18 protein-coding genes are annotated in these 25,366 nt (G+C 41.8%); 8 read left to right on the top strand and 10 right to left on the bottom strand.

What is annotated here, in order from left to right; translation table 11 throughout:
• Nucleotides 1–20: 20 nt before the first annotated feature.
• The 3 genes from ACQY3F_RS22920 to smc all read right to left on the bottom strand — a co-directional run bounded on the left by ACQY3F_RS22920 (nt 21) and on the right by smc (nt 8,863).
• Complete coding sequence (locus ACQY3F_RS22920) at nt 21–4,190, bottom strand: DEAD/DEAH box helicase (protein WP_428357473.1); 4,170 nt, start codon at nt 4,188–4,190, stop codon at nt 21–23.
• A 441-nt stretch (nt 4,191–4,631) separates the two neighbouring features.
• Nucleotides 4,632–5,351, bottom strand: a complete 720-nt coding sequence (locus tag ACQY3F_RS22915) for a cell division protein ZipA C-terminal FtsZ-binding domain-containing protein (RefSeq protein ID WP_428357472.1) — start codon at nt 5,349–5,351, stop codon at nt 4,632–4,634.
• A gap of 2 nt (nt 5,352–5,353) precedes the next feature.
• Nucleotides 5,354–8,863 (bottom strand): chromosome segregation protein SMC, encoded by a 3,510-nt coding sequence (gene smc / locus ACQY3F_RS22910; RefSeq protein ID WP_428357470.1) that lies wholly within the window; start codon nt 8,861–8,863, stop codon nt 5,354–5,356.
• Nucleotides 8,864–8,956: 93 nt separating this feature from the next.
• On the opposite strand from smc, the gene queF reads away from it, so the two are divergent.
• Both queF and asd read left to right on the top strand, forming a co-directional pair.
• Nucleotides 8,957–9,346, top strand: a complete 390-nt coding sequence (gene queF, locus ACQY3F_RS22905; RefSeq protein ID WP_428357468.1) for a preQ(1) synthase — start codon at nt 8,957–8,959, stop codon at nt 9,344–9,346.
• A gap of 143 nt (nt 9,347–9,489) precedes the next feature.
• Nucleotides 9,490–10,359 (top strand): archaetidylserine decarboxylase, encoded by an 870-nt coding sequence (asd, locus tag ACQY3F_RS22900; RefSeq protein WP_428357467.1) that lies wholly within the window; start codon nt 9,490–9,492, stop codon nt 10,357–10,359.
• A 908-nt stretch (nt 10,360–11,267) separates the two neighbouring features.
• Here the strand turns inward: asd and ACQY3F_RS22895 are convergent.
• The 3 genes from ACQY3F_RS22895 to ACQY3F_RS22885 form a co-directional block, all read right to left on the bottom strand.
• Nucleotides 11,268–11,615, bottom strand: a complete 348-nt coding sequence (locus tag ACQY3F_RS22895; RefSeq protein WP_428357465.1) for a YgiW/YdeI family stress tolerance OB fold protein — start codon at nt 11,613–11,615, stop codon at nt 11,268–11,270.
• A 17-nt stretch (nt 11,616–11,632) separates the two neighbouring features.
• Complete coding sequence (gene dbpA, locus ACQY3F_RS22890; RefSeq protein ID WP_428357464.1) at nt 11,633–13,021, bottom strand: ATP-dependent RNA helicase DbpA; 1,389 nt, start codon at nt 13,019–13,021, stop codon at nt 11,633–11,635.
• Nucleotides 13,022–13,507: 486 nt separating this feature from the next.
• Complete coding sequence (locus ACQY3F_RS22885; protein ID WP_428357462.1) at nt 13,508–15,868, bottom strand: DUF255 domain-containing protein; 2,361 nt, start codon at nt 15,866–15,868, stop codon at nt 13,508–13,510.
• A 319-nt stretch (nt 15,869–16,187) separates the two neighbouring features.
• Between ACQY3F_RS22885 and ACQY3F_RS22880 the strand changes: the two genes are divergently transcribed.
• On the top strand, nt 16,188–17,204 hold the full coding sequence (locus ACQY3F_RS22880; protein ID WP_428357460.1) for an RHS repeat protein: 1,017 nt from the start codon (nt 16,188–16,190) through the stop codon (nt 17,202–17,204).
• Nucleotides 17,191–18,081, top strand: coding sequence for a transporter (locus ACQY3F_RS22875; RefSeq protein WP_428357459.1), 891 nt, complete (start codon nt 17,191–17,193; stop codon nt 18,079–18,081). Before ACQY3F_RS22880 ends, ACQY3F_RS22875 begins: the two co-directional genes overlap by 14 nt.
• A gap of 242 nt (nt 18,082–18,323) precedes the next feature.
• Here the strand turns inward: ACQY3F_RS22875 and ACQY3F_RS22870 are convergent, their stop codons facing one another.
• Nucleotides 18,324–18,752 carry a hypothetical protein gene (locus ACQY3F_RS22870; RefSeq protein ID WP_428357458.1) on the bottom strand — a complete coding sequence of 143 codons (429 nt, stop codon included), beginning with the start codon at nt 18,750–18,752 and terminating at the stop codon, nt 18,324–18,326.
• A 397-nt stretch (nt 18,753–19,149) separates the two neighbouring features.
• On the opposite strand from ACQY3F_RS22870, the gene ACQY3F_RS22865 reads away from it, so the two are divergent.
• On the top strand, nt 19,150–19,806 hold the full coding sequence (locus tag ACQY3F_RS22865; protein ID WP_428357456.1) for a ceramidase domain-containing protein: 657 nt from the start codon (nt 19,150–19,152) through the stop codon (nt 19,804–19,806).
• Nucleotides 19,807–20,080: 274 nt separating this feature from the next.
• Here the strand turns inward: ACQY3F_RS22865 and ACQY3F_RS22860 are convergent, their stop codons facing one another.
• Nucleotides 20,081–20,983: an AraC family transcriptional regulator gene (locus ACQY3F_RS22860; protein WP_428357455.1), complete on the bottom strand. Its 903-nt coding sequence runs from the start codon at nt 20,981–20,983 to the stop codon at nt 20,081–20,083.
• Between the two features lie 95 nt (nt 20,984–21,078).
• On the opposite strand from ACQY3F_RS22860, the gene ACQY3F_RS22855 reads away from it, so the two are divergent.
• Complete coding sequence (locus tag ACQY3F_RS22855) at nt 21,079–21,726, top strand: cytochrome P460 family protein (protein WP_428357454.1); 648 nt, start codon at nt 21,079–21,081, stop codon at nt 21,724–21,726.
• Between the two features lie 2 nt (nt 21,727–21,728).
• Nucleotides 21,729–22,295: a cytochrome P460 family protein gene (locus ACQY3F_RS22850; RefSeq protein WP_428357452.1), complete on the top strand. Its 567-nt coding sequence runs from the start codon at nt 21,729–21,731 to the stop codon at nt 22,293–22,295.
• A 281-nt stretch (nt 22,296–22,576) separates the two neighbouring features.
• Here ACQY3F_RS22850 and rhuM read toward each other — a convergent pair whose 3' ends face one another.
• Nucleotides 22,577–23,593, bottom strand: coding sequence for a RhuM family protein (gene rhuM / locus ACQY3F_RS22845; RefSeq protein ID WP_428357451.1), 1,017 nt, complete (start codon nt 23,591–23,593; stop codon nt 22,577–22,579).
• Between the two features lie 123 nt (nt 23,594–23,716).
• Between rhuM and ACQY3F_RS22840 the strand changes: the two genes are divergently transcribed.
• Nucleotides 23,717–24,499, top strand: coding sequence for a ceramidase domain-containing protein (locus tag ACQY3F_RS22840; protein ID WP_428357450.1), 783 nt, complete (start codon nt 23,717–23,719; stop codon nt 24,497–24,499).
• An 80-nt stretch (nt 24,500–24,579) separates the two neighbouring features.
• Here the strand turns inward: ACQY3F_RS22840 and ACQY3F_RS22835 are convergent, their stop codons facing one another.
• A complete protein-coding gene (locus tag ACQY3F_RS22835) occupies nt 24,580–25,149 on the bottom strand; it encodes a heme-binding beta-barrel domain-containing protein (RefSeq protein WP_428357449.1) in 570 nt (189 codons plus the stop codon).
• Nucleotides 25,150–25,366: the final 217 nt, after the last annotated feature.

The following is a 25,366-nucleotide window of genomic DNA, read 5'->3' as shown; positions in this document are numbered from 1 at the left end:
GCTCTATATCACACATTTTCCTAATCTTCAACTTCCCGTATCAACGACATCATTTCATTAACCGACATCTTACCACTAACTTCGCCGCCTTCTAATAAGCTACTCGCTAAATCACGTTTATGCGCGTGTAAATCGACGATTTTATCTTCAATGGTATCTTTAGCGACTAAACGATAAATGGTTACTGGGCGCTTTTGCCCCATACGATGCGCTCTATCCGAGGCCTGATCTTCAACCGCAGGATTCCACCAGGGATCCATATGAATCACATAATCTGCAGCGGTTAAATTTAATCCCGAACCACCGGCTTTTAAGCTAATTAAAAATACGTCCCCTTCACCCGCCTGAAATGCATTGACGGCTTTTTTGCGCTTGGCAATAGGAGTGCTACCATCCAGATATTGATACGAGATGCCTTTGCTATCTAATAGCTCTTTTATTATCGCCAAATGTCCAACAAACTGACTAAACACCAGAGCCTTATGGCGGTTAGAAATCAGTTCGTCCACCAATTCTTCAAAGGCCTGCAACTTAGCGCTACTCAAAGGGCTGTCTTGCATCACTAGTTTAGGGTGACAACAAGCGCGGCGTAATTTCATAATCTCCGCTAACACTTTAAGGTGCTGCTGTCCTGCCTGCTGACCTTGCTCTTCTGAAGACTGCATGGCTGCTACCGCATTGCGACGCATGGCTTCGTAAAAAGTGCGTTCTTCTGGGCTTAGTTCTACATGGATAGTTATTTCTGTTTTAGCCGGTAATTCTTTTAGCACATCGTTTTTAAGCCGGCGGAGAATAAACGGTCTAAGTAACTTTTTTAAGCGTTGCTGAGCGCCATGATCCTTATTGTTTTCTATCGCCTGGGCGTAACGTTCATTAAATTTTTTCAGAGAACCTAACAATCCAGGGTTTATAAAATTAAATAAATTCCATAGTTCACCTAGGTGGTTTTCAATAGGTGTCCCTGTTGTGATTAATTTAAAATCGCCCTGCAATGCCATTGCTGCTTTTGAACGTTTGGTTAAGCCATTTTTTATCGCTTGGGCTTCATCGGCAACAATGGTGTTCCAATGTTTATCTATCAATAAATCTGCTTCGGATTGCAGTAAACCATAACTACACACAATGACATCAAATGCAGCCGCGTCGGCAATAATCTTTTGTCGATTACCGCTGCCAAACTGCTGCACATTTAAGGTCGGGGCAAAATGCTCCGCTTCTTCTAACCAGTTCATACAGACTGAGGTCGGCGCTAATATCAGCGTCGGCCCCTGAGTTGCACGCGAGAGAATTAAACTAAGTGCCTGTATGGTTTTACCTAGGCCCATATCATCCGCCAAACAGGCACCTGCACCCCAATGTGCCAAACGCGCCATCCATTGATAGCCTTCCAGCTGATAGTCTCTTAACTCTCCTTGCAAAGTAGAGGGGAGTTCAGGCTCTAATTCTGCCATAGACTCCAGTTTTTTAAGCTGATCTTTCCATTGCTTGCCTGCTTTAACATCCATGCCTTCCATTGCTTCATTTAAGGCCGGTGCGGCTAGCGCATGGAAGTGTAACTTATTGCCTTTTTGCTCGCCTAAACCCGCGACATCATCTAAACGCTGGCGCAATTCGTTGGTCAGTGCAATAAATTGCCCATCTTGCAGTTTTAAAAATCGCCCTGAAGTTGCCTGTAATAAATTGATCAAGCGTTGCATATCGTAGACTTGCTCGTCATCGATCTGCACTTCGCCTTCGACACTAAACCAGTCTTTTTCTTTACGTACTGAAAAATGCACCTGTTGTAGTCCCGCTTCACGACTGACTTTAATTTTCTTCCCCTTAGGCCATTCCATAACCACAAACTCAGCCATAGACTGTATTTGTAATAGTGCTTCCAGTGCCATTTCAGGGTCATCTAAGGTCCATTTATAGTCTTTTGTTTGATAAAGTTCAGGGCAGTGCTCTTGCAGTTGATCTAAATGTTGTGTTTCGACTGCAAAATCACGCGTCGTTTGTACTTGTTTACCCTCAATTTCAGCTAAAACGGTTGTCCCTCCCGTTGCGGGTTTATAAATAGGACCTGCATCCGTAAAGGGCTGGATAAAGACTTCAATTTGCAAGCCCTCACCCACTGGCTGAAGATGTACGTGTAAACGGGCATCGGCATCAACACTTTCGATATTCTGCGCGAGTGCTCCTATACCAATATCTGATTGCACTGTCAGCGTAGATGCAATAGCCGTTATTGAATCAATCACTTGCTGCTTCGCCTTAAGAGGGACAGTTAAGCCCTTTTTACCTAATATTTCAGCGACCTGACGGTGCTGTGAACTGATTTGATAGATCTTTAACTCATTATCTGCTGTTTTTTGAGCAATTAATGTTTCCTCATTTATCACTGGATATAAGGAAATCAATAAGCTTCTTGCTTTACTGGTCACAAGTAATTGTGGCTCTGCTTTAGTGATTGTGATTGGGGTATCATATTTATCCGCACTCGCCCAATAAACATGAGGATGCCCTATCGCTTCAATAAGCGCATTATTTCCTACAGAATAATATTCTGTGCGCCCATAACCGTAATAGCTTTGTTCATATTCAACTTCAATCTGATTACAAATACGATTATCCTGATCAGTTAAATATTCAAAAGTATCCCGCTCATGCAGCAACCTTTTTAAAGCGATAGGACGACCTTTAGTCCAGCGGCCTGATTTACCGATTTTTTGTTCACGCGGTTCTAATTCTGCAAAGTTACCATTAAGCGTTAATATCCAGACCATACGTGATTCGTCATAAACTGCGTTTAAGTTGGCATCAGTATCTGGAGTATTAATTTGAGTCAAGGCTTGTAAGGCTCTTTCCCATTTTTCCACACGTGGCACTAAATCAATCATATGGATACAGGGTGATTTATTATACTTAACTGCCAATCGTTTAATTTTACTATCTGTAGACCCAAGCTTATGCAGCAGGGTTGCACCCACTGCAGCATAAAATAATGCGCCGACTTTCTCTGCCTGAAAACAAAATTTTGTTAATTTATCTAAAAACTTTTTATCAGCGTCCACGCTAAGAGAAAGCAAATCACACCAATGTAAAATCAGGCTATAAAATAGTATTTCGTAAGGATTAACTGATTGCTGAAAAAATATAGGTTTATACGTTAAGCTTTTTTGCTGACCCTGAATAACATTTATACCTTGCTGCAAGCGAATCTGAGTATCTTGAAAATAATCATTTTCTTTGGACTTAACGATCAATGCTAATTGCTTTTTTAAATAACTTAGGTTTTCAGGCTGATTATTCTTGAGTAAAGCTAGATTAAAAAAATAACCATGTATGCCTGGCAAATAGACATTGCGTTTACGCGTTTGTTTTTTTAATTGCTGTACAGCAGACGCATATAATTCCAGCGCAGCATCATTGTGATTGTCTAAAAAGTATAGCGTCGCTCTAAGTGTTAAGCCACGCGCCGAATAGTCCTGTGTAATCAGGCTTTCTATCTGCTGGTCATATTGACCCAGAAGCATTTTATATTCTGCAAATAACTGCAGAGTCGCACTATCACTTGTACCATCTAGCTGAATACCCTCCTCTAAGACCTGTAGAGGAAGACTCATATCCTGTAGGCCTAGAAATTCATATTCAGCATAGTGAGATAAGGCAAACTCTTGAAAACCTTTTTTTATTGATGCAAACCAGACTTGGTCAAAAGGGACGAAAAAAAGCAATACCAGTGCTGACATTGATTCTTTAGGAAACTCATGTTCTATTTCCTGAAAGCATTTTTTAAACTGCTCAATATCTTTAAGATAAAGAAAAAATCGCAAGCGTCTAACCTTATCAATCAATTGCAACGGATGCGGCACATACTCTCTACTAGCCAGACTAAATTTGGCTAATTTGGCAAATATGTCCGGATATTCATCTAATGCTATGCGCATTAACACTTCACTAATGCCGCCCGTGGCACAGCGCCAGCCATGTGGATTCGCTTCGATTAACCCCAGCCCGACCAGTTTCTCTCTTAACGGCTTGGCAATTTGTTTATAAACTCTAGGCTCTACACAGTTTAATGCACGTAATATCTCTTGTAATCGTGTCTGACCTACCGGTGCAAACAAAACCGAAAGTGATAATAAAATTTGTTGCTCTGCAACTGGGAGTTTTGTGAATTTTTTTAATAAGGCTTCAGTACTTGACATCTGTTTCTATAAGCTAGGAAACTATTCGGAATAGGTATTTGGCTAACGCGTTCAAACAACCCGATTGTATTCATGGCCGAGGCCTTGGTCAGCTATTCGGTTTACATATACTTCGCGCGGTCACGACTGCGGATTTCTAGCGGCTGATTTTTTGCCAATAGCTATGCGCCAGTTTCAGCGCCCCCGTATCAAGTACGGGGCAGGCTTTGCTATCGACAAAAATCAGCTCACTATATAACCGCAGTCGTGACCGCACGAAGCATAGACATCCTGATTACTTGTAAATTCAGTCTATTTCAAAACCCGCATTACGTAACAACATGCGGGTTACGCTAACCTATTACAATCAGGTCTTATTTGGGCGATAAGCAACACTGATTTCTTCTCGCTCCTTACAGTCACAGAATAGGAAAATAAAGACGAGTACAGCACGATGCTGTTCTAGCCCAGACTAACTTTAATCTTCTGTAAAGTGTCTTCTGTCAAACCCTGCTGGTTTTGATCTAAAACATCACCCTTAAGTACCGCTGATAATTCACCGATAGTGACAATCATTTCATCGAACACCTGAGCTGCGTCTTCTACTTCTCTGGGCTGCAGAAAAAATGTGATTCCCGGACATACATAATTTTCCCAACCATCCTCAGGAAAAGTACCTGGTTCGGCCATGCTGGCAACCGCATAATCAACCTGGTTTAAATCATCCAGCTTTTCAAAAACCTGCACACTTCCATATACCAAGCCCACATCTTCCAGAGCGTCTAACAATTGAATTCCAGAAAATCCCGGTGCAGATTTAGCAACGATACTCAACTGTAATAAGCTAGGTAATGGTTGTTTTGTAGCTGGTTTGGCTGCAACAGCATGGTGCTCACTTGCAGTCACGTCAGTCTGCTGTACTTCCTGGATATATTCAGTATTTAAGCGAGTTGTTACCTGCGGCTCATTATTCTCTCCCGTGCTTATCGGGACAATATCAAAATCATCATCTTCGGTACTCACAACCAGGCTTGGGTCGATATTTTCCAGGGGATCATGATTATCATAAAAATTGATTTTTTTACGTTTTGATCCGTCACTAAACATGCCCCATATAATCATGCCTAATATAACCACGGCACCGACCGCGATAATAACTATTCTCAATAAATCTTTATCCATATTTAACTCTCTGCCATTGCTACTGCTTCTTGAATATCCACCGCTACCATCCGAGAAACACCGGGTTCTTTCATGGTAACACCTGCTAATTGCTGCGCAATTTCCATCGTCACTTTATTATGTGAAATATATAAAAATTGTACGCTCGCTGACATTTCCTCCACCATCTCGGAAAAACGCCTTACATTCGCCTCATCCAGAGGCGCATCTACCTCATCCAGCAAACAGAAAGGTGCTGGATTGAGATCGAAAATAGAAAAAACCAGTGCCACTGCGGTTAATGCTTTTTCACCACCCGACAACAAGTGGATGGAGCTATTCCGCTTACCGGGAGGCTGGGCAATAATATTTACGCCACTTTCCAGCAAATCATCATCGGTTAATGATAGATAAGCTTTGCCACCACCAAACAGCTTAGGAAACTTGGTCTGCAAACCGGTGTTTATTTTATCAAAAGTCTGCTTAAATCTCTGCCGGCTTTCTTCATCAATTTTAGCGATTGCTTGCTCTAAAGTCTGCAATGCTTCTAATAAATCCGCATTTTGTTCATTTAGAAAATTCATCCTCTCAAATTGCGCTTTATATTCTTCTATCGCAGTTAAATTGATCGTGCCTAATCGATCGATCTGTCGCGCTAAATCATCTACTTTGATTTTCCATGTTGACTCATCCGCATGAGCAGCGATGGTTTGTAGAATCTTCTCTGCATCTGCCTCTAACTCGTCTAATTGCTCGGTAACGGTTTGCTGACGTACCTGGCTTTCCTGCTGCTCAAAACGAATGCTATCCAGCAATTCTTTTTTCTTTTCTAGATGCTGTTGTACTGCTGCATATTGCTCAGAAGATTCAGTGATTTCAGATTCTAAAGCTTCTTGTTGTTCACGAACCCGCTTTAATTCCAGCTCTAATGTATCTTTATCCAGGCGTAACTTTTCCAATTGATCACGCTCACCATCCATTGGCTCTAATGTTGAATGCAACTTTTTATTCAGTTCAACTATCCGCTCCTGAGCATGTTCACTTTGTTGCTGTAAACGCTCGATCTGTTTTGCGGTTGAAGCATCGGATGATTTCAAGCTGGCAATTTTAGCCTGCAAAGCATGAACTTGCTGGCGACTCTCATTTACTTGCCTATCGCTTTGCTCGCTTTGAGTTTGCAGGCTATCGCTATTTTGCTCTAATTGCAACCTGACTTCTTCAAGCGCCTGCATTGCATCTTCCGCCTGCTCTTTAATCATTGCCGCTTCTTCACGCGTCTCTGTATTATCACGCAATTCGCGGTTAATATCAGTCATTTCATTCATTACTTGTGTTAGCCGCTGTTGTTGCTCTTCCACACGTGCAGAATGCGCACTAAACTCAGAGCTTTTTATAGATAATTCCTGACTGACGGACTTATATTTTTGCTGACACTCTTCGCGCCGACTTTCACCTTCCTTTAAATAATCTTCAGCCGTTTCCAACTGATCTTCAGTCACAACGACCCGCGCCTGTAATTCTATCTGCTCTTCTTTTAACACGCGTAATTCTTTTTCTCGCTGTAAAACACCCGACTTTGCATCATGATCATGTGTCACTTTCACCCAGCCATAACCCATCCAGGTGCCTTGCGTGGTTATCACCGACTCATAGGGCTTTAACTGACCCACTATCTGCCGGGCTTGTGCTGAATTATCAGCACAATATATGCCCGATAGTAAACCATGTAAATTCCACGGGGTTTTAATCTTATCTATTAGGCGCACCAGGTCATTAGCTGAGGGCTCTTGTAAAGGGTGCTGTGTTTCAAATAAAGTAATTGATTCATCACTGAGTGAGGACAATTCATTAATCAATTGGTCAGCATTATCGATACACACAGCTTCCAAATAAGTGCCTAAAACTGTTTCTACTGCACCATCCCAGCCCGATTCTACATCGATAAATTCAGCCAGACGTTGATTATCAGTTAATGCCATACGGTCTAGCCAGTGCGTTAACTTTTGATTATCTTTACCCATTGCATGTTGCTGCAACAGCTCTAGTGAAGTCACCTTACCTTTAATGGTTTGCAACTCAGAACGGTCGCGGTGCAAGATGTCGTGGTATTGCTTTATTTGCCGCCTTAATTCAGTAATCGATAAATATACGCTATCAAGTTCAATTTGCAGCTGATCTCGTTGCTCTTCAATTAGCTTAATCGACTGATCCAGACTCTCAATTTCTTCCTGCAAGCCCTTTTCATTCAAATCATCATGCTCGCCTTGCAAGCGCTGTAAGCGGCTCTGCATCTGAAAAGTCTGGTTTTCCAGTTGCGCAATCTGCATGCGTTTAACTTCTGCCTGTTCGCGGTAATTTGCATGCTGGTTTTTATACGCCTCCCATTCCTGCTGCCAGGCTAGGCGTTGTTCCTGCGCTGCACGTTGTATTTCTAGTAACTCATCTTCTCGTTCCTGCGCAACCAGCAAAGACTCTTCTGTTTCCATTAAAGATTCTCTGATTTCATCTAGTTGCAACAAGTCTTCGTCTAAAGTTCCCTGCAGGTGTTCAGCTTGCTCTCGCAGACGAGTCAATTCTAATTCAGTTTCCTCATGCGATTGTTCATTATGCTTGATGATTTGATCCAGACGACTCACTTCAGCAACCACATGATAATATTCACCTTGCTGCGTGTCCACAGCTTGTTGCTGAGTCTTATGCGCAACCCGCTTTTGTTCTAGTGATAGCTCTAGCTCTTTGCGCTCCATAAATAATTGGTTATGCGCGGTGGCTGCATCCTGCAATTTAACTTCCAGTTGCTCGGCAGTTTGCTGATGGGCACGCCAGCGCATAGCTAATAATTCAAGCTTAAATTCTCGTTCCTGCGTTTTTAGAGTCGTGTATTTTTCTGCTTTTTCTGCTTGCTTGTGTAGATGATTAAGCTGTTTTTCAACCTCTTCACGTACATCATCGAGGCGCTCCAGATTTTCACGCGAATGACGGATACGCATTTCTGTTTCATTACGCCGTTCTTTATATTTGGAGACACCGGCGGCCTCTTCTATATGTATGCGTAATTCATCCGGCTTTGCCTCCACTATCCTGGAAATAGTTCCTTGCTCAATAATCGCATAACTACGCGCGCCCAAACCGGTACCTAAAAATAAATCTGTAATATCTTTACGCCGACATTTAGTGCCGTTGAAGAAATAAATCGACTGACCATCCCTGCTGATCTGGCGTTTAATCGCCAAGGTATTATATTTGGCAAACTCACCGCCCGCGCGACCGTCAGAATTATCAAAAATCAGCTCAACCGTTGCTGTATTGACAGGCTTGCGCCCTGAAGATCCATTAAAAATAACATCCGCCATACTACCGCCACGCAAATGCTTAGCGGAGCTTTCACCCATCACCCAGCGTACGGCATCAATAATATTTGATTTGCCACAGCCATTTGGCCCAACCACACTGACTAAGTTGCCTTTAATAGGAATTGTCGTGGGATCGACAAATGATTTAAAACCTGAAAGTTTAATTTTTTCCAGCTTCATTACTGGTAAAATGACCTGTTTTTAAAATAAACGGCCATTATACTTTATGCAACATAATGTATCAGGCTAAATAATACTTACCCGTACGGGATTATGGCTACAAAACCCAGTAAAGATTTACAAGCATTCGATAACCCGCAACCCGGCCGTGATTTTACTATCCGCATAGATACACCGGAATTCACCTGCCTTTGCCCATTAACAGGCCAGCCTGATTTTGCCGAAATCACCATTGAATATGTACCAGATAAATTGTGTATAGAATTAAAAGCCTTAAAGCTTTATTTGTGGACTTTTCGTGATCGCGGCGCTTTTCATGAAGCTGTTACTAATGAAATTCTGGACGATATTGTTAAAGTCGTGCAACCCAATTTTATGCGCGTTCGCGCTGACTTTAATGTACGTGGTGGTGTTTATACCTCAGTGATTGTCGAGCATCGCAACCCTGGCTGGCAGGCACCTGAGTTAGTGCAGCTGCCATAATCCTAGAAAAATCCAGACAATTCTTGCAAAGATACACGCAGCACATGACTTCACCCCCGCATTAAATCAACCATGCAATGCGGGCTGAAACCACGCTTTACAGTTAGAAGACTGTTAATCAAGCTATAAACCAAATCACCATCATGACTTTTAAAGAAAGCCTGACTACCCTACCCCAGTACATATTACCGCATCATCCTCTATCAAGAATGATGCGCCAGCTAACCCACAGCAGAAACAAAACCTGGAAGAATCTGTTTATTAAGCAGATAGCCCGTCACTACGGGGTTAATATGGATGAAGCAATAGATTCCGATATCAATGCCTATCCCAGCTTTAACCATTTTTTCACTCGTGAACTTAAAGCAGGTGTACGTAGCATTGCCAATACTACTGGCGATATCGCCAGTCCTGCTGATGGCACAGTTAGTCAGGCTGGAGATATTACTGACGGAAATATTATCCAGGCCAAAGGTAAAAGCTACACAGCCACTGATTTATTAGGCGGAGATGAAGAACGCGCAGCGCCCTTTAAAAATGGGAAATTCACCACGATTTATTTATCGCCCAAAGACTATCATCGCCTGCATATGCCACTAGATGGCAGATTAAAAGAAATGGTTCATATACCCGGGCGCTTATTCAGCGTTAATGCTGCAACTGCAAATTCAGTCCCGGGATTATTTGCCAGAAATGAACGCGTGGTCGCAATTTTTGATACCGAAATTGGCCCTATGGCATTAGTCTTAGTCGGTGCTATTTTTGTTGCCAGTATTGAAACGGTATGGCATGGAGAAGTAACACCACCAACTACCGAGGAAATGCGTAGTTGGGAATATACTAGAAATAAAGCACCTAAATTAAAACGCGGCGAAGAAATGGGACGCTTTAATATGGGTTCAACGATTATTGTTCTTTATGGCAATGATGTAATGAACTGGGAAGATGGGTTTGCCGCCGGAAAACAAGTTCAACTGGGTGAAAAAATCGGTCAAACGACAATTCAATCATAAGCGTTATACAGTTTCAGACCACCTGAACTCTAGGATAATAACTTGATGCCAATGCTTGATATGTTGGCGCTGAGCTTGCGAAGCCCAACAATCACTGTGCAATATCATGTTGGGCTTCGTATACTCAGCGCCAACCTACGCACTTTAGTATCCCCTAATTATCTTGTGAAAACGGTAAGCTTTTGATTTCTTTATGTCGAGATCAGGTGTTCTGAGTTTAAGCTCCTGGAAATAAATAAGCGTCCAATCTTTGGGCAGGGTTTTTGTTTGTCTTTAGTGCTGTAGCAGTAGGCGCATAGTTGGCTACAGAACGATTGCTACAGTGCAAATGACGGACAAAAAGACCAGCAAAGTTGGATGCTTATTTGTTTCTAGGTTTAAGCACAGCATTATCCTAGAAAAATCAGTTGCTCACGTTTTCTAGCACAAGCTCTTGATTCCACCGCACTTCCAAAAAATGTCCGCTTAACCTATGAGTGAAGCTAAAATTTTTTGAAAGTATTATATAAATTCAATATCTTGCACTATAAATTCGCGCTCAACTGCTTTTTCTAGGATTATTCTCTCAAAGGGTAGACTAAAACACAGTTTTCATTTCCGGGTTCTTATAAACTATGAGCCACTTTAGGAGATATGAAAATGAGCAGATTGCAACGAAGACTTCAAGCTGAAATAACCTTATTGATGACGAGCAACCCTACTAAGACAGATAAACTTGCGAGGATGCAGGCTGAACTAGCCAGGTTAGAACTATCACAACGCCCCCCATCAGGCAACAAACAAGAACTGGCTCAGGCACATAAGTAACAAGTCCACCTTTTAAGGTGGGCTTGTTAAAGAAAATCTGTAACTACTCAGCGAAATTGATAGCCGAAACAAAAATAACTAGGCCTAGCTGGATTAAAAACTTAGTTAGCTATATATTCCACAGAATCCACATCAATCAAAATAGAAAACCAGTCCCTATCTACTTCTCCCCGAATTCTAATAAGCATATCAGGGGTTACTTTAAAATTATTGAGAATTTTATCATCAATCTCTACATCAATTTCGCCCGTTGAATCTTTAAAAACGTAGACTTCTTTCTGCACCTTACTGACTAAATAGCCCTCTAGAATCACAGTTTCATCATCTTCCAAGTCATAAGCTGCCTGAACAGTAACTAAATATGAAGAAGCGCCTGGTCCTACAAAATCCGCATAAGCACTGCTTGAAATCACCAAAGCCAATATTAATGTACTTATTTTTTTAAACATAAAAACTCCTTAAATTATTAAGCTATTTTACGCACCCGAATACTGCGTCCTTTTACTTTACCATTTTCGCTTTGAAAGTATTTTAATGCCTTGTTAACTACCGTCAGTTCCACAGCGACAAAGCTAAATAGATCATAAATATCGATTTTGCCAATCTGCGAGCCGGACAAACCAGCGTCGCCCGTTAGCGCCCCTAAAATATCACCCGGACGAACTTTGTTTTTTCGCCCGGAATCCAGTTGTATGGTAACCATGGGCGCTTGTAAGGTAAAGCCCCGCGTTGCTTTTAAAGTTTCCAGCGGTACAACGACACAAGGCTTGTGCTGATTTTCTTCAATTCCCTTAACTCGCAAATGCTCCTGTGGAGTAAACAAACTCAATGCAATGCCCGTTTCCCCCGCACGTCCGGTACGACCGATTCGATGTACATAAATATCCGGATCATGCGGCAGTTCAAAGTTAATCACAGCCTGCAAGGATTTAATATCCAGACCACGCGCGGCAACATCAGTGGCAACCAGGACAGCACAACTGCGATTAGCAAAGCGCACTAGTACCTGATCACGCTCGCGTTGCTCAAGATCACCGTGAATGGCCAACGCGTCGATCTGGTGATTATGTAGAAACCGGGCGACTTCATCGCATTGTATTTTGGTATGACAAAACACCACACTGGTCTCGGGTTGATAATGTTCAAATAAACTCAGCAATGCACTCTTACGTTGCGGCTCTTTAACCTGAAAAAAACTTTGCTCTATCACGCTGTCTGCATGCTCAGACTCCACAGAGACAGTGACCGGGTCATTCAGGATAGCCGCACACATCTTTTTAATGGCTGCCGGATAAGTTGCCGAAAACAAGAGTGTCTGACGTTGCTCAGGTGTTTGCTCAATGATTTCATTGATCACATCAATAAAGCCCATGTCCATCATTCTATCGGCCTCATCCAGCACCAAAGCTTGCACTCCTGTTAGCGTTAAAGTCCCGCGACTTAAATGATCCTGAATACGCCCTGGCGTACCCACCACTATATGTGCACCATGTTCTAGCGAAGCTTTTTGAGCTGCAAAGGGCTTACCACCACAGAGTAAAACCAGTTTAATATTCGGCGTGCTTCGCGCCAGCTTACGCAACTCCTTACCTACTTGATCAGCCAGTTCTCGCGTAGGACATAAAACCAGTGCCTGTACACCAAAAAACCGGGGATTAATCTGCGTTAATAAACCAATACCAAAAGTTGCTGTTTTGCCACTGCCGGTTTTTGCCTTGGCTATAAGGTCTCTGCCCTGCAACACATAAGGCAAGCCTTGTGCTTGAATAGCGGTCATTTGTGTATAACCGAGCGAATTCAGATTAGCCACTTGCGCGCTAGAAATGGGAAGAGAAGAAAAGCTGTCGCTGGTCATAGTGGTTACCGTCAATAAATCTTACAATTATACCAGAGCTAAAAAACACTCATTTAAATAGCACACTAATGCTTATTTTCACCATGAAGCGCATGAAGATAATGAAGAAAACAAACCTTGGCTCTTCTACGGTCTTGATACCCCATAATCCTAGAAAATCGGGAAGGTTTTTTTAAGTTTTAATCGCTGCATAAGTTCTAGCACTCCTGTTGGGGCATTAATGCTGTTGACTTAAGAATAGACTCCTTCTCCAGAGGGAGAAGGTTGGGATGAGGGGATTATAAATGCTTGATTTTACCCTCCTCACCCAACCCTCCAGCAAGAGAGGGCTTAAGTGTTGGGGAGTAGGCTTTAGCCTACACGGAGTAATATCAGCGTAGGCTAAAGCCTACTCCCCACATACTGAACTTCATACTGCGAATACTTATGCAACTTTCAATAACTCTTCAAGCCCTTCATTACCTTCATGGTAAAAAAATGATTGCGTCAACTAAGAGGTCTGGGAACGCCTAGCGTTAATGTTTCAGGTGGTAGACAATGCTGATCATTACAAGCCTGCAATTGAACTTGAATATGCACATAAGGCTTATCTATAAATATCTCGGGTAACCCCGCTTGAATTGTTAGCTGGTCTTCATACAGAGCTAATTTTTGCTGTCCAAAGCTTAGTTTTTTCAATATAGCAGGCGGGTAAATCACTTTGCTAAGTTGATTATTGGGTAAACTAATTTTAGTGGGAATAAGATAGTCTTGCAGAGGGTTCTGCGCATTAATATGCCAGCCAGGTTTAAGCTGCATAGTCACTAGCAATTGATTGTCACCGGTACGTTTAGCGCGAACCGTTACCGCACCTTTCGCCGCATATTGTACGCTACCCACCTGGGCATTATTCAATTCAGCCGCCGCACTGAGTAAACGGGTATAACTGGTCGGCTGTTTTTTTATATTCGCAGAAAAAGCAGCAAGCGCTGTCGCTGCCTTATCGGGATACTCAGGCTTTACGGTACGCATAGATAGTTGCGCCAGAACGTGTACTGCCACTGCATTTGCAGAGGGTGAAGCGTTATCCTGAACATCTTTAGGACGTAGCATCATCGCCTGAGTTTCTGCTTCACTATTCATAAAAAAGCCATAGTTCTTATTATCCCAAAACTGCTTGATCATGAGATGAGTTAGGTTTTCAGCCTTATCTAGCCATTGCTGATCGCCCGTCAGGTCATATAATTTAATTAACGCGCTGGCAAAATAGGCATAGTCTTGCTGGTTAGCACTGACAGAAGAGCTACCTTGCCAATGGATACGCCAAAGCTCACCGGAAGCTTGACGATTACTTTGCCATAACCAGTTAGCGGCTTTTTCTGCCGCAATAAGATACTTAGGTTGCTGTAATACTTCAGCAGCCAGAGTCAGGCTTTCGATCATCATGGCATTCCAGGCAGTGACAATTTTATCATCACGTAAAGGCGCAATACGTTGTTGGCGTTTGTGCTTTAATTCCTGCCTGATTTGATCCACTTCTAGAAGTAATATAGGTAAGGAAAGCTTGTTTTTCTCTGCATAACTTTCCAGACTAAGAGGTAAATGTAAAATATTATGCCCCTCAAAATTTCCTTGCTCTGTCACCGCATATAAGTCAATTGCTCTTTGCGCTAGCGCAGGATTCAATGCATTTTTAATTTGTGCCGGTGTCCAGACAAAAAACTCTCCTTCTACACCATTGCTATCTGCATCTGTAGCAGAATAAAAACCACCCTCTTGTGCGCGCATATCCTCGAGAACATAATCTAAAGTTTGCTGAGCTATACGTGCGTATTGCGCTTTGCCAGTGAGCTGAAAAGCAAGCAAATAGGCTTGCGCTAATTGCGCCTGGTTGTATAACATTTTCTCAAAATGCGGAACCTGCCACTGCCGGTCGGTGGCATAACGATGAAATCCGCCACCCACCTGATCATAAATCCCACCCTGCGCCATCGCCTGTAAACTTGCCTCAACAGTTGCCAGGGATTGTTTATTGGCATTGCGCTGATAATCATCCAGCAAATACATTAACAGCGGCTCATTAGGAAATTTCATATTCTGACCGAAACCACCATATTCCCGGTCTTGTACCCTGATTAAATTTTCTGCTGTTTGCTTAAATAAAGCGCTATCCAGGCTCTGACTTTGTTGGTTATTTTCCTGAGTACTGGCAACCGCTTTTGCAACCTCATCAGCACGTTGTAAAACTAAAGTTTGCTGCTTTTGCCAGGCCTCATTAACCTGCAATAATAATTTTTTAAACGCTTCCGGCGGAAAATAACTATCGCCTACAAAAGTTTTACCTTGCGGCGTTAAAAAACTCGACATAGGCCAGCCACCCCGCCCGGTTAATAAAGTCACTGCCTGCATATAGACTGCATCAATATCGGGTCTGCGCTCTCTATCCACTTTAATCGCTATGAAATATTTATTTAATACCGCTGCAATCGCGGGGTTATCAAAGCTTTCTTCCTCCATCACATGGCACCAGTGGCAAGTTGAGTAGCCTATGGATAAAAACACGGGTTTATTTTCGCGCTTGGCTAGAGCAAATGCCTCTTCTCCCCAAGGGTGCCAATGCACCGGATTATGCGCATGCTGAATTAAATAAGGCGAATCCTGAAGAATTAACTGATTAATATAAGCAGGTTGACCATTCTCTAAAAGATTGATTGTACGCGCGTGATAGTCTTTACCTTTGGCAATATAAGCCGCATGTAATTCTGCCTGCATTTGGGGTGGATAGTATTGCATTTCGGCTGCTACTCCTATGCTACACATGATATAAAGTACGCTAACAACAGTGAATTTATGCTTAATGGAAAACATGACTTAACTCCTTTGAATCTCTTATAGCCCGGCATGGAATTCCGGTACGTGTTCCTTCGTATCACCGATTCTTAGGTTTTGAATCAGTTCATCTTAACAGCAATTTACGCTATAATAGTAGGTTGACGTTACCTTTTGTATAGGCATTATTTCAGTACAACCCAACTAGTTATACCCTAAAGCATCACCCTCTACCCAGTGATTTTTTTTGTATTCTAGTTGTAAAAATTGAACTGCTTACACTCTGACAGATACCTTAATTCACCTTTTTTACTCGATTAGTCAAGTAAACATTTCAGATATTCGGAGAATCCTTTTTATGCGTTTTTTAATTTCCTACCCACAAACAAATTGGGATTATGCCAAATTTCGTTTAAATCGCATTATTAAAGGTAAGGATAAATCTAATGATGTGTTTACAGGTTCTCCTGGTGGGAAAATTCAATTACTGGAACAGCTTGAACCCATGGGAAAATTTCGTTTACTCGATGAAATTTACCCGGTTAAACCTTTTGGCATGGAGTACGTAGCGGGAGAAGGCTTATATTTTTTGACCGGTCTACCTTGCTGTATTGATGGCACTCCTGGGGATGAGCATATAATCAGACTTAATGATCAGGGTGAAATAGATCTGGAAATAAAGCACCCTTTGTTTTCCCAACTGCGTTCTCTACGACGTACTAAAGATGGCTTGTTAATTACCTCCAGTGGTATCGATGCCATTCTGGAAGTTGATTTACAGGGTGAAATCATTTGGTCATGGTTTGGCACCGAACAAGGTTATTCAACCAAATATGGCGGTGGCGAGCGAACCATTGATCATGACATTGATCATCGTAACTTATGCTATCCAGGGCGCTTGCAAACAACCCATTTGAATTCAGCCATCGTAGACCCTTACGATGCCAGCAAAATCCTGACTATCCTGTTTTATCAAGGCAAAGTTGCGCGTATCGACCGTGAGACACTAGAACTGGAACTGGTGATTGAAAACCTGAATGGTGCGCATCATATCCGCCCACATTCCAAAGGTTATATTCTGGCAAACTCGCGTAAAGGCGAAGCCCGTGTCTATGACCGTGATTTTCAATTGCTGGAAACAATTGCCGGCACCAATCCACTTTTTCCAGTGAAATGGGTACAGGATACTATTGAACTTCCATCTGGCTCGCATTTAATTGCCGATTGCAATTCATTTAATTTACGTGAACGCGATCAATCTGGCCACGAGAGAAAATTTAACACGCAAATGCCCAACCGTATTTTTCAGATTGAACCGGTCGGTGATGAATTTACTTTTAATACACTGGCGCACAGTCACTATGCACAAGATTAATTCTCCCATGCGTTATATCTTGTTTTTTTGCACGTCCCTAATATCATTTGCTGCTCTGGCGTACGATGCCATTCCCCCCACTTTGGCTCAGTGGCAAAGAGCGGCACAAAATCCGTTAAGCCCCAATTTTAGCTTACCGCTTGAATACAAATTTCATGGTGGTGCGACAGCTGGTGATGTACATGTAGGAAGCTTTGCCCCCATCATGCCAGTTAAATTCGATGGCTGGAATATTATTAACCAGCTGACCTTAAATTTCATGGGAACACCGGGTGACATTACTGGAATTAGAGGAATACCACAACCTTATACAGGTGATGGTCATGGTGGAAGTGATGGATATGCAGCGGGTTTAGCCGACACCTTCTTTACCAGTTATATTTCACCAGCCATTAACGATGAAATTTCCTTAGGTTTAGGCGCAACATTCGTTTTTCCGACCGATGAACCATCGCGTGAACTCGGTAGCGGTAAATTCAGCATGGGACCGGCAGTAATGTTTGTTTACCAGACCCCTGAAAGCTGGACACTCAGCCTGCAGGCCCAACAGATATGGTCAGTTATTGGTAGCGATGGTCGAGATACCGTGAGTCAAATGATTGTCAATCCGACTATTAACTATAACTTACCAGATGGCTGGTATTTGTTATCCGATATGGAAGTTATTGCCAATTGGGAGTTACCCTCCAACCAACGCTGGACTGTGCCAATCGGAGCCGGAATAGGCAAAGTATTTGCTCTGGGCGAAAATGCTATCGATACCCGCATAGAAGGTTATTATAATGTAGCCACTCCAGACTATAATTCATCGAATGGATTCTCAGGGCCCACCTGGTCTATCGGCGCCTCTGTCAGCTTTATTTTTGGTGAACTTTAGTAGCGTTTTTCCAGGCGCTGGTTTTCTGCCAGCGCTTTTTTAATCGCAGACTTAAAACTCCCAATGGTTGATCTATACTGAATCATATTCGATCTGACAAGTTTAAATCTAATCGCAATCAAGTCAAACTTTCAAAGGCAGTCATCAACCCAGTGCAGACATTGAAACATTCAGCTTTTCAATCAGTACTCTGCCCCCTGTGGTTTTTAGGGCTCGCTGGAGATAAAACAGCCCTTATCTTATTATTCGAGCCTTCCCGAAATTTTTTTTTCAATTGATTCAATGGTCTTATCTTCTACTTCAATAGCCTTTTCTAGTTTTTCGGACCCTTTACTACCTTTTCTAAGTTTTGATTCCAAATGAATGAGGAGTTTCTTTTCTTTTTTTGCCAGCCTGACTTGATCAGTAGCAAGAATTTTACACTGCCCTAATATCGCTCGTTGTATTGACTCAGGATTAACACCAGAGGTTTTATCGCACTCTCGACATTTAATTAATTCGAATTGCAGTTTTTTTAGAAAATCGCTTCCATTTCTCACTAATTGAAGGTCACTACAGAAATCATTGTATATATATGCATTCTCTGAATCTAACTTTGACAGGGTCTTGGATAGGTCTGAAATAACTATTGGGATATCAATAGCAGCAAACCTTAGCTTTCCATTTTTCATAGAGTCAACTACTCGTTCACAATGGCTTGTTAGTTCTGTAAGACTAAATTCCGAGTTATAAGTCAATATTTCCCAAAGACTCCGTCTATTAGATTTGATCTTTCTTGAAAACCAAAAGAAACCAAAAGAAAACCAAAAGGGTCAGACTCGATTGAAAGTGAAATTCATTTCTGCCTGCTCCTAACCAAGTCGAGTTTGAGCTACTACACTTTATCTAAATTCGCCTTCACTCGTTCCTTTATCGCTTTAATCGTTTAAGATACAGGCTATGAAAATGTATCCTCTGACTCTAAAAACGCTAGCAAATTTAGCAAATCACCCCAGGCATCAGTGGCTTATCCGCATTTCTCTAGGCTTTATTGTTCTGGTTAGCATTGCTTTACTCATCACCGAACCGGTGCTGCAAAAATCCAGTTATCACCTGCTGGCTGATAAGCTGTCATGGTTATTTATCCCAAACTTTGCAGATGTTATCAGTAATTTACCCTTTGCGATTATCGGCCTGGCTGGACTATTTTATTGCCTAAGAAGGCCTGGAGAAACATCCCTAGCATGGCAAGTTTACTTTATCGGGCTTGTTCTGGTCGCGGCAGGTTCTAGCTATTATCACTGGAATCCCAATAATCAGACCCTGGTCTGGGATCGCCTGCCGATGACCCTTTGTTTTATGAGCCTGTTTGTCGCGCTGCTAATCGAGCATATTTCCTTTCGCTTTGAAAAAATCATATTACTCGCCAGTCTATTACTCGGCATTTCCAGTGTTGTCTATTGGCACTACACGGGAGACCTGCGTTTTTACGGTCTGGTTCAATTCGGAACTTTGGCTGCCATACCGCTTATTCTACTACTTTATAAAAGTCAGTACACACACCGCTATTACCTGATCTATGGCCTGGCTTTTTATGCTCTTGCCAAAATTTTTGAGCTAAATGATAGCCGCATTTTTGCACTGAGCGATGGGCTGATTAGTGGCCACACGGTGAAGCATCTGCTTGCTGCCGCTGCGACTTATTGTGTTTATCTGATGCTAAAAAAACGTAGAGCGGTGCTTTAGTCCGCTGCTTGGTTATGCTGGCGGGCTAAAGCACCGCCCTACAGATATATATTATGTAAAAATCATTGTAACTACTCAGACATGCTGAGTAGTTACAGCAAAATAAACACTGTAGGATGAGCAAAGGGCTCCATCCGTGCCCATCTACAAAACGCTTGTTCTATCATGATATTTTTTATCAAATACCTGCTTCTCTGGTGCCTGGCTAGAAATATACAATCTATTTTTCCACCTCAACGTAAAAAATTACGATATTCTTATATTTTTTCTTAGCTCATTGGGCGTAAAACCGTAGTGGTGTTGAGAACCCTACTTTATCCGCAATTTGATCTACCGTGTCGCTAGAATGTTTAAGCAAATGAAACGCCTTTGCCATACGCCAGTTAGCAATGTAGGTCATAGGAGGAGTACCTACCGTGCTATTAAATTGTCTTGTTAGTGTCGCTCGTGACATTCCTAGGCTCTCTCCAAGCAATTTTAATGACCACTGTTTCTCAGGAAATTGATGAATGAGCTTAAGCGCCTGGTAGACTCTGTGATTATGAAAAGCAGAGAAAAACCCCGTCGCTTCTGTTCCATCTAGTGCATGTTGTCCTAATAGCTTTAAGAAAAGCACTTCCGTTAAGCGATCAACAATAGACGGTTGTCCAATAGATTGTTCACTCATTTCCTTATCAATCAGTGTTATTACCTTCCAGATAGGATCATCCGCTTGAATATTAGAGAAATGTAAAATTGCAGGCAATGCGTCTAAAATAGGATGAAATATTTGATCATCATAATTGACGACACCGCACACTAATTCATGGGTAAATTCTCCCTGTTGAAAAAGTGGAGTACCTAGTTCACAAGCTTCACCAGCCATGCTGGTAGGCGTTAGTTGACGATTAGTTTTATCTGCAATCCAATGCGGACCTCCTTGAGGAAGCATGATCACTTCCATGTGATTAATATGGGTGGCTTCACTGTCTTTGGTGTTGTGGCCAACAAAAAAATCACCTGCTAATGCAATATGAAATCGTGGGTTTTTTGTATTGTCAAAGGACATTCCCCAAGGCGCTGCAAGATTAGAACGAAAAAAGATACTTCCACGAAACCTTAATGTCTCTAAAACATCGCCTAATACATCAAACTTGGTGTTTTCATGTTTGATACGATTGGATACATCTTTGATCATTTCAAATACCCTCTTTAAAGCGTGAGTGACTTATAATATGAGTTAGAGAGTAATGATACTTTCTAACTCTGTTATACAAACAAGGTAGGTTAATCATGATAACCAAGAAAAACAAACTATTTTCTATAAGCACCTCTATGTTAGCAGGTGCAATATTACAGTTTTCACCTTTATCAGTGGTGCATGCAGAAGATGCCTATACTATTAATGAAGGTAAGTTGCAACGACCAACTGGCTACCGTGAATGGGTTTATGTCGGAACGCCGGTCACACCAAATGATATGAATGGTGGAAAAGCGGCATTTCCTGATCATCACAATGTATATATTGACCCTGTAAGCTGGGCACACTGGAAAGAAAAAGGTGAATTTCGTGATGGCACTATTTTAATAAAGGAATTGGTTAGTGTGGGTTCAAAAGCTGCCGTCAGTGGTAACGGCTATTTTCAAGGTCAATTCATTGGTTTAGAAGCAACCATCAAAAGTAAATCAAATTTTCCTGATGAACCGGGTAACTGGGCTTACTTTAGTTTTTCCAGTAAAGATCATAAGACTCTAGCTGAAACAGCAAAGGCTTTCCCTACAGCATCTTGTAACAGTTGTCATAAGGGAGCGGCGGCTGATGATTTTGTCTTTACGCAATATTATCCTGTATTGAACTCGGGCAAAGCAAAGGGTAAAAATGCCACTGGCGGTTATGAATCTAAGTTAAATAATAGCTATATCGAACCAAAAGGTAAATAATTATGGTTTCTACAAAATCTGGCAACATGGGACTAAGTGTTAGTGTTGCACTTGTTATTGCTCTTGGTATTAGCTCTTTTCCGGTCATGGCAGGTGAAACGTTTTCTGCAAATGTTGACGATAAAGGTAACATCAGTCTTCCAAAAGACTTTCGTGCAATAATGGTTCATTTAGGGTCATGGTTTGTTCCTGAAGGCGATGCAAGTGGCTTTCATGATGTTTACACCGAACAAAAAACAGTAGAGGTTTATCGCAAGACGGGTAAATTTCCTGATGGTGCAACGTTGATAAAGGAGTTACGAGCGTCAAAGGCAGGTGATTATACAACGGGGAAAGATGTTCATTATGCGACCAAAGACATCAAGCAATGGTTTGTCATGGTAAAAGATACTGAAAATCGTTTCGCTGACAATAAGTCCTGGGGTGATGGTTGGGGTTGGGCATTGTTTAAGCCTGGCAATATGCACAAAAATGTTTCCTCAGACTATAAAACAGACTGTTTAGGCTGTCATGTGCCAGCCAGGGAAAAGGATTGGATTTACTATCCTACATTGATGTCTAATAAGTAGAGCTATCGAATATTTAGGAAATTTTGAGAAATTATTGAGCGTAGACTATCGCCAGATTTTTTGAGGTTTCCTTTCTAATATTGTTAGACTTGCATAGACATAATCAGCGATATTAAGCAATGCGGCTTTTTGCATCTGACTTGAACATCAAAATAACCAGCTCGTCTGTTGATTTTTGGGTTATAAACACTAGGAAAATCACCATATCCGACTTCCACATAAGAATTGAGCTTCACTCTACCCGCAATTATTAAAACACCACAAACGTTCTACAGTATTACTCATTTATTAGTCGTCTTACCCGTTACAATTCCCTTAATACTCAGCTCAAAATCTCCATCTTGTTTATCTTTTTGTTTTATTCTTATTTGATTAAACTTGTCATATGCTTGTTCAGCAATTTGCTTTGCTATTTGATGAGAAACTTTCCCGGCGTGATGTAAAATTTCGCGGTCATTTAAAGTCAAAAAACTATCAAGTTTCTTTATCCAGTCTATCATTGTCATAGGAATATGCCTCATTGCCTGACCTTCCGCAAATACTAAGTATTGCTCCACCAAGTTGTTCAATGAGGCTAATTCCTTTTCGTTTAAATAGTTTTTAGCAATTGTTACATCATGTTTTCTAGGCGTTGTTCCCCTGAAATTAGTTAACCCCATATTGGGTAAGTTAGAATCCGCTCTATCTTTAATAATTTCTGCTGCTGTTTGGCCTGTAATCGCCCAATGCAATTTATTTTGGACAGTTTTGAAGAAAGTAATACTGGTTTCTAAAGTTGGATCGTAATCAATGCTAGTTGCGTATATTTCAGTTATTTTTTGATAAAAACGTTTTTCAGAAGTACGAATATCTTGAATACGCCTAAGTAGCTCATCAAAATAGTCAAAGGGGGTATCGGGATTTTTCAGACGCTCATCATCTAGCACAAAACCTTTTACAATATATTCACGGATATGTTGAGTCGCCCATTGTCGGAAACGGGTTGCGACATGAGACTGCACTCGATAACCCACTGAAATAATCATATCCAAATTGTAGTACTCAATTCCCCTATTAACATTACGAGTTCCTTCAGTTTGAACTGTTCGGAATTTCCGAACAGTTGCCTCTTTTTCAAGCTCACCTTCTTGGAAAATATGCTTTATATGCTCGCTGATAGTTGATTTTGCTACCTGAAAAAGTTCTGACATCAACTTTTGGGTTAACCAGACTGTTTCGTTTTCTAATCGAACGTCTATTTTTATTTGTCCAGATTCAGTTTGATAAATAAGGATTTGGGAGTTACTTTCTTGTGCCATAATATCTCTTATTTGGTTGTGTCCTGTTTTGCAAATTATCATATAGGGTTTGAGGCTACTACACTTTACCTAAATTCGCCTTCACTCGTTCCTTTACTGCTTTAATCGTTTAAGATACAGGGTATGAAAATGTATCCTCTGACTCTAAAAACGCTAGCAGCTTTAATAAACCACCCCAGACATCAGTGGCTTATCCGCATTTCTCTAAGCTTTATTGCCCTGGTTAGCGTGGCTTTACTAGTCACCGAACCGATGCTGCAAAAATCCAGTTATCACCTGCTGGCCGATAAGCGGTCATGGTTATTTATCCCTAACTTTGCAGATGTAATCAGTAATTTACCCTTTGCGATTATCGGTTGGGTCGGACTGCTATATTGCTTAAGCAACCGCAACGACACATCGCTATCATGGCGTGTATACTTTTTTGGTCTTATTCTAGTGGCGACAGGTTCTAGCTATTATCACTGGAATCCCAATAATCAGACCCTGGTCTGGGATCGCCTGCCGATGACCCTTTGTTTTATGAGCCTTTTTGTGGCGCTGCTAATCGAGCATATTTCCTTTCGCTTTGAAAAAACCATATTACTCGCCAGTCTATTACTTGGCATTTCCAGTGTTGTCTATTGGCACTACACGGGAGATTTGCGTTTTTACGGTCTGGTTCAATTCGGAACCTTGGCTGCCATACCGCTTATTCTACTACTTTATAAAAGTCAGTACACACACCGCCATTACCTGATCTATGGACTGGCTTTTTATGTTCTTGCCAAAATTTTTGAGCTAAATGATAGCCGCATTTTTGCACTGAGCGATGGGCTGATTAGTGGCCACACGGTGAAGCATCTGCTTGCTGCCGCTGCGACTTATTGTGTATATCTGATGTTAAAAGAACGGCGAGCTTGTTAATAACAAAACTAACGTAGGGCGGTGCTTTAGCCCGCCAGCATTGCCCGGATAGCGGGCTAAAGCACCGCCCTACGGCTATGTCATAAAGAGAGCACTAATTCATTCTTGTCGGTGTGCTCGAAGGTTTTTCCATAAATATCAACCATGGTTGTTTGCATATAGGATAATTTACCATTGCCCACTGTAATGCTTTGATTAAACGCTGTGGCACGCGCATTTCCAGCCATAAACGGTGATTGCACAATTCCCCAATCAGCATCATCAGCCTGAGCTGACACCTCTATAACAAGCTCCCCGGCTGGCATTTTACTCCCGGTATATCGCCCCCCTGCTAGCACACATACGCCTCGTGGAATTGATAGCGAGTGCATCATAAGTTGCCTTGCCGCATCCCACATCCAGTACCCCGTTTGATCATGAAATACGCCATCATTCGATTTTCGCTTAACGATCTGACGGTAATAGATTGCTGCTAATACCTGAGATTCAGCATTAGTGACATTGCCACATGCTGAATATTCAATCGTTTCATAATAAGGGTTATTTTCTGTCCCCTCTGGATCAGGTGCTACATCAAGCCCTTTATCACCTTGCCAGATGCCAATTAATCCAGCCAATGGCCCATAATCTGCTTCTGTTGATTCACTCATAGCATCTCCTAATGTTTATGTGCTACCTAAATCCTGCAAGCCCATATTTTGACTCTCATTAACCTGTCTAGCTAAGTGGTTATTAGGTTTTTACTGCCGCTTTGCCAGCCCTCTTTGTCCAACCGATCAAAATATCCAGATTTAAATCATAAATAGAGGAAATTTTTTGTATCGTATGGATATCCCCCGAGCCCAAGGCAATAAACACCCTGCCAAC

The sequence above is a fragment of the Methyloprofundus sp. genome (genome assembly GCF_965251085.1).
GTDB lineage: Bacteria > Pseudomonadota > Gammaproteobacteria > Methylococcales > Methylomonadaceae > Methyloprofundus.
This window is presented reverse-complemented; position numbering and strand designations above follow the sequence as displayed.

Bases quoted from the DNA above. Each gene is read 5' to 3' on its own strand.
- asd (WP_428357467.1), top strand. From the start codon at position 9,490: ATGACTTTTAAAGAAAGCCTGACTACCCTACCCCAGTACATATTACCG.
- queF (WP_428357468.1), top strand. From the start codon at position 8,957: ATGGCTACAAAACCCAGTAAAGATTTACAAGCATTCGATAACCCGCAA.
- ACQY3F_RS22870 (WP_428357458.1), bottom strand. From the start codon at position 18,752: ATGAAAAATGGAAAGCTAAGGTTTGCTGCTATTGATATCCCAATAGTT.
- ACQY3F_RS22855 (WP_428357454.1), top strand. From the start codon at position 21,079: ATGATAACCAAGAAAAACAAACTATTTTCTATAAGCACCTCTATGTTA.
- smc (WP_428357470.1), bottom strand. From the start codon at position 8,863: ATGAAGCTGGAAAAAATTAAACTTTCAGGTTTTAAATCATTTGTCGAT.
- ACQY3F_RS22860 (WP_428357455.1), bottom strand. From the start codon at position 20,983: ATGATCAAAGATGTATCCAATCGTATCAAACATGAAAACACCAAGTTT.
- ACQY3F_RS22835 (WP_428357449.1), bottom strand. From the start codon at position 25,149: ATGAGTGAATCAACAGAAGCAGATTATGGGCCATTGGCTGGATTAATT.
- ACQY3F_RS22880 (WP_428357460.1), top strand. From the start codon at position 16,188: ATGCGTTTTTTAATTTCCTACCCACAAACAAATTGGGATTATGCCAAA.
- ACQY3F_RS22885 (WP_428357462.1), bottom strand. From the start codon at position 15,868: ATGTTTTCCATTAAGCATAAATTCACTGTTGTTAGCGTACTTTATATC.
- rhuM (WP_428357451.1), bottom strand. From the start codon at position 23,593: ATGGCACAAGAAAGTAACTCCCAAATCCTTATTTATCAAACTGAATCT.
- ACQY3F_RS22895 (WP_428357465.1), bottom strand. From the start codon at position 11,615: ATGTTTAAAAAAATAAGTACATTAATATTGGCTTTGGTGATTTCAAGC.
- ACQY3F_RS22875 (WP_428357459.1), top strand. From the start codon at position 17,191: ATGCACAAGATTAATTCTCCCATGCGTTATATCTTGTTTTTTTGCACG.
- ACQY3F_RS22840 (WP_428357450.1), top strand. From the start codon at position 23,717: ATGAAAATGTATCCTCTGACTCTAAAAACGCTAGCAGCTTTAATAAAC.
- ACQY3F_RS22850 (WP_428357452.1), top strand. From the start codon at position 21,729: ATGGTTTCTACAAAATCTGGCAACATGGGACTAAGTGTTAGTGTTGCA.
- ACQY3F_RS22915 (WP_428357472.1), bottom strand. From the start codon at position 5,351: ATGGATAAAGATTTATTGAGAATAGTTATTATCGCGGTCGGTGCCGTG.
- ACQY3F_RS22920 (WP_428357473.1), bottom strand. From the start codon at position 4,190: ATGTCAAGTACTGAAGCCTTATTAAAAAAATTCACAAAACTCCCAGTT.
- dbpA (WP_428357464.1), bottom strand. From the start codon at position 13,021: ATGACCAGCGACAGCTTTTCTTCTCTTCCCATTTCTAGCGCGCAAGTG.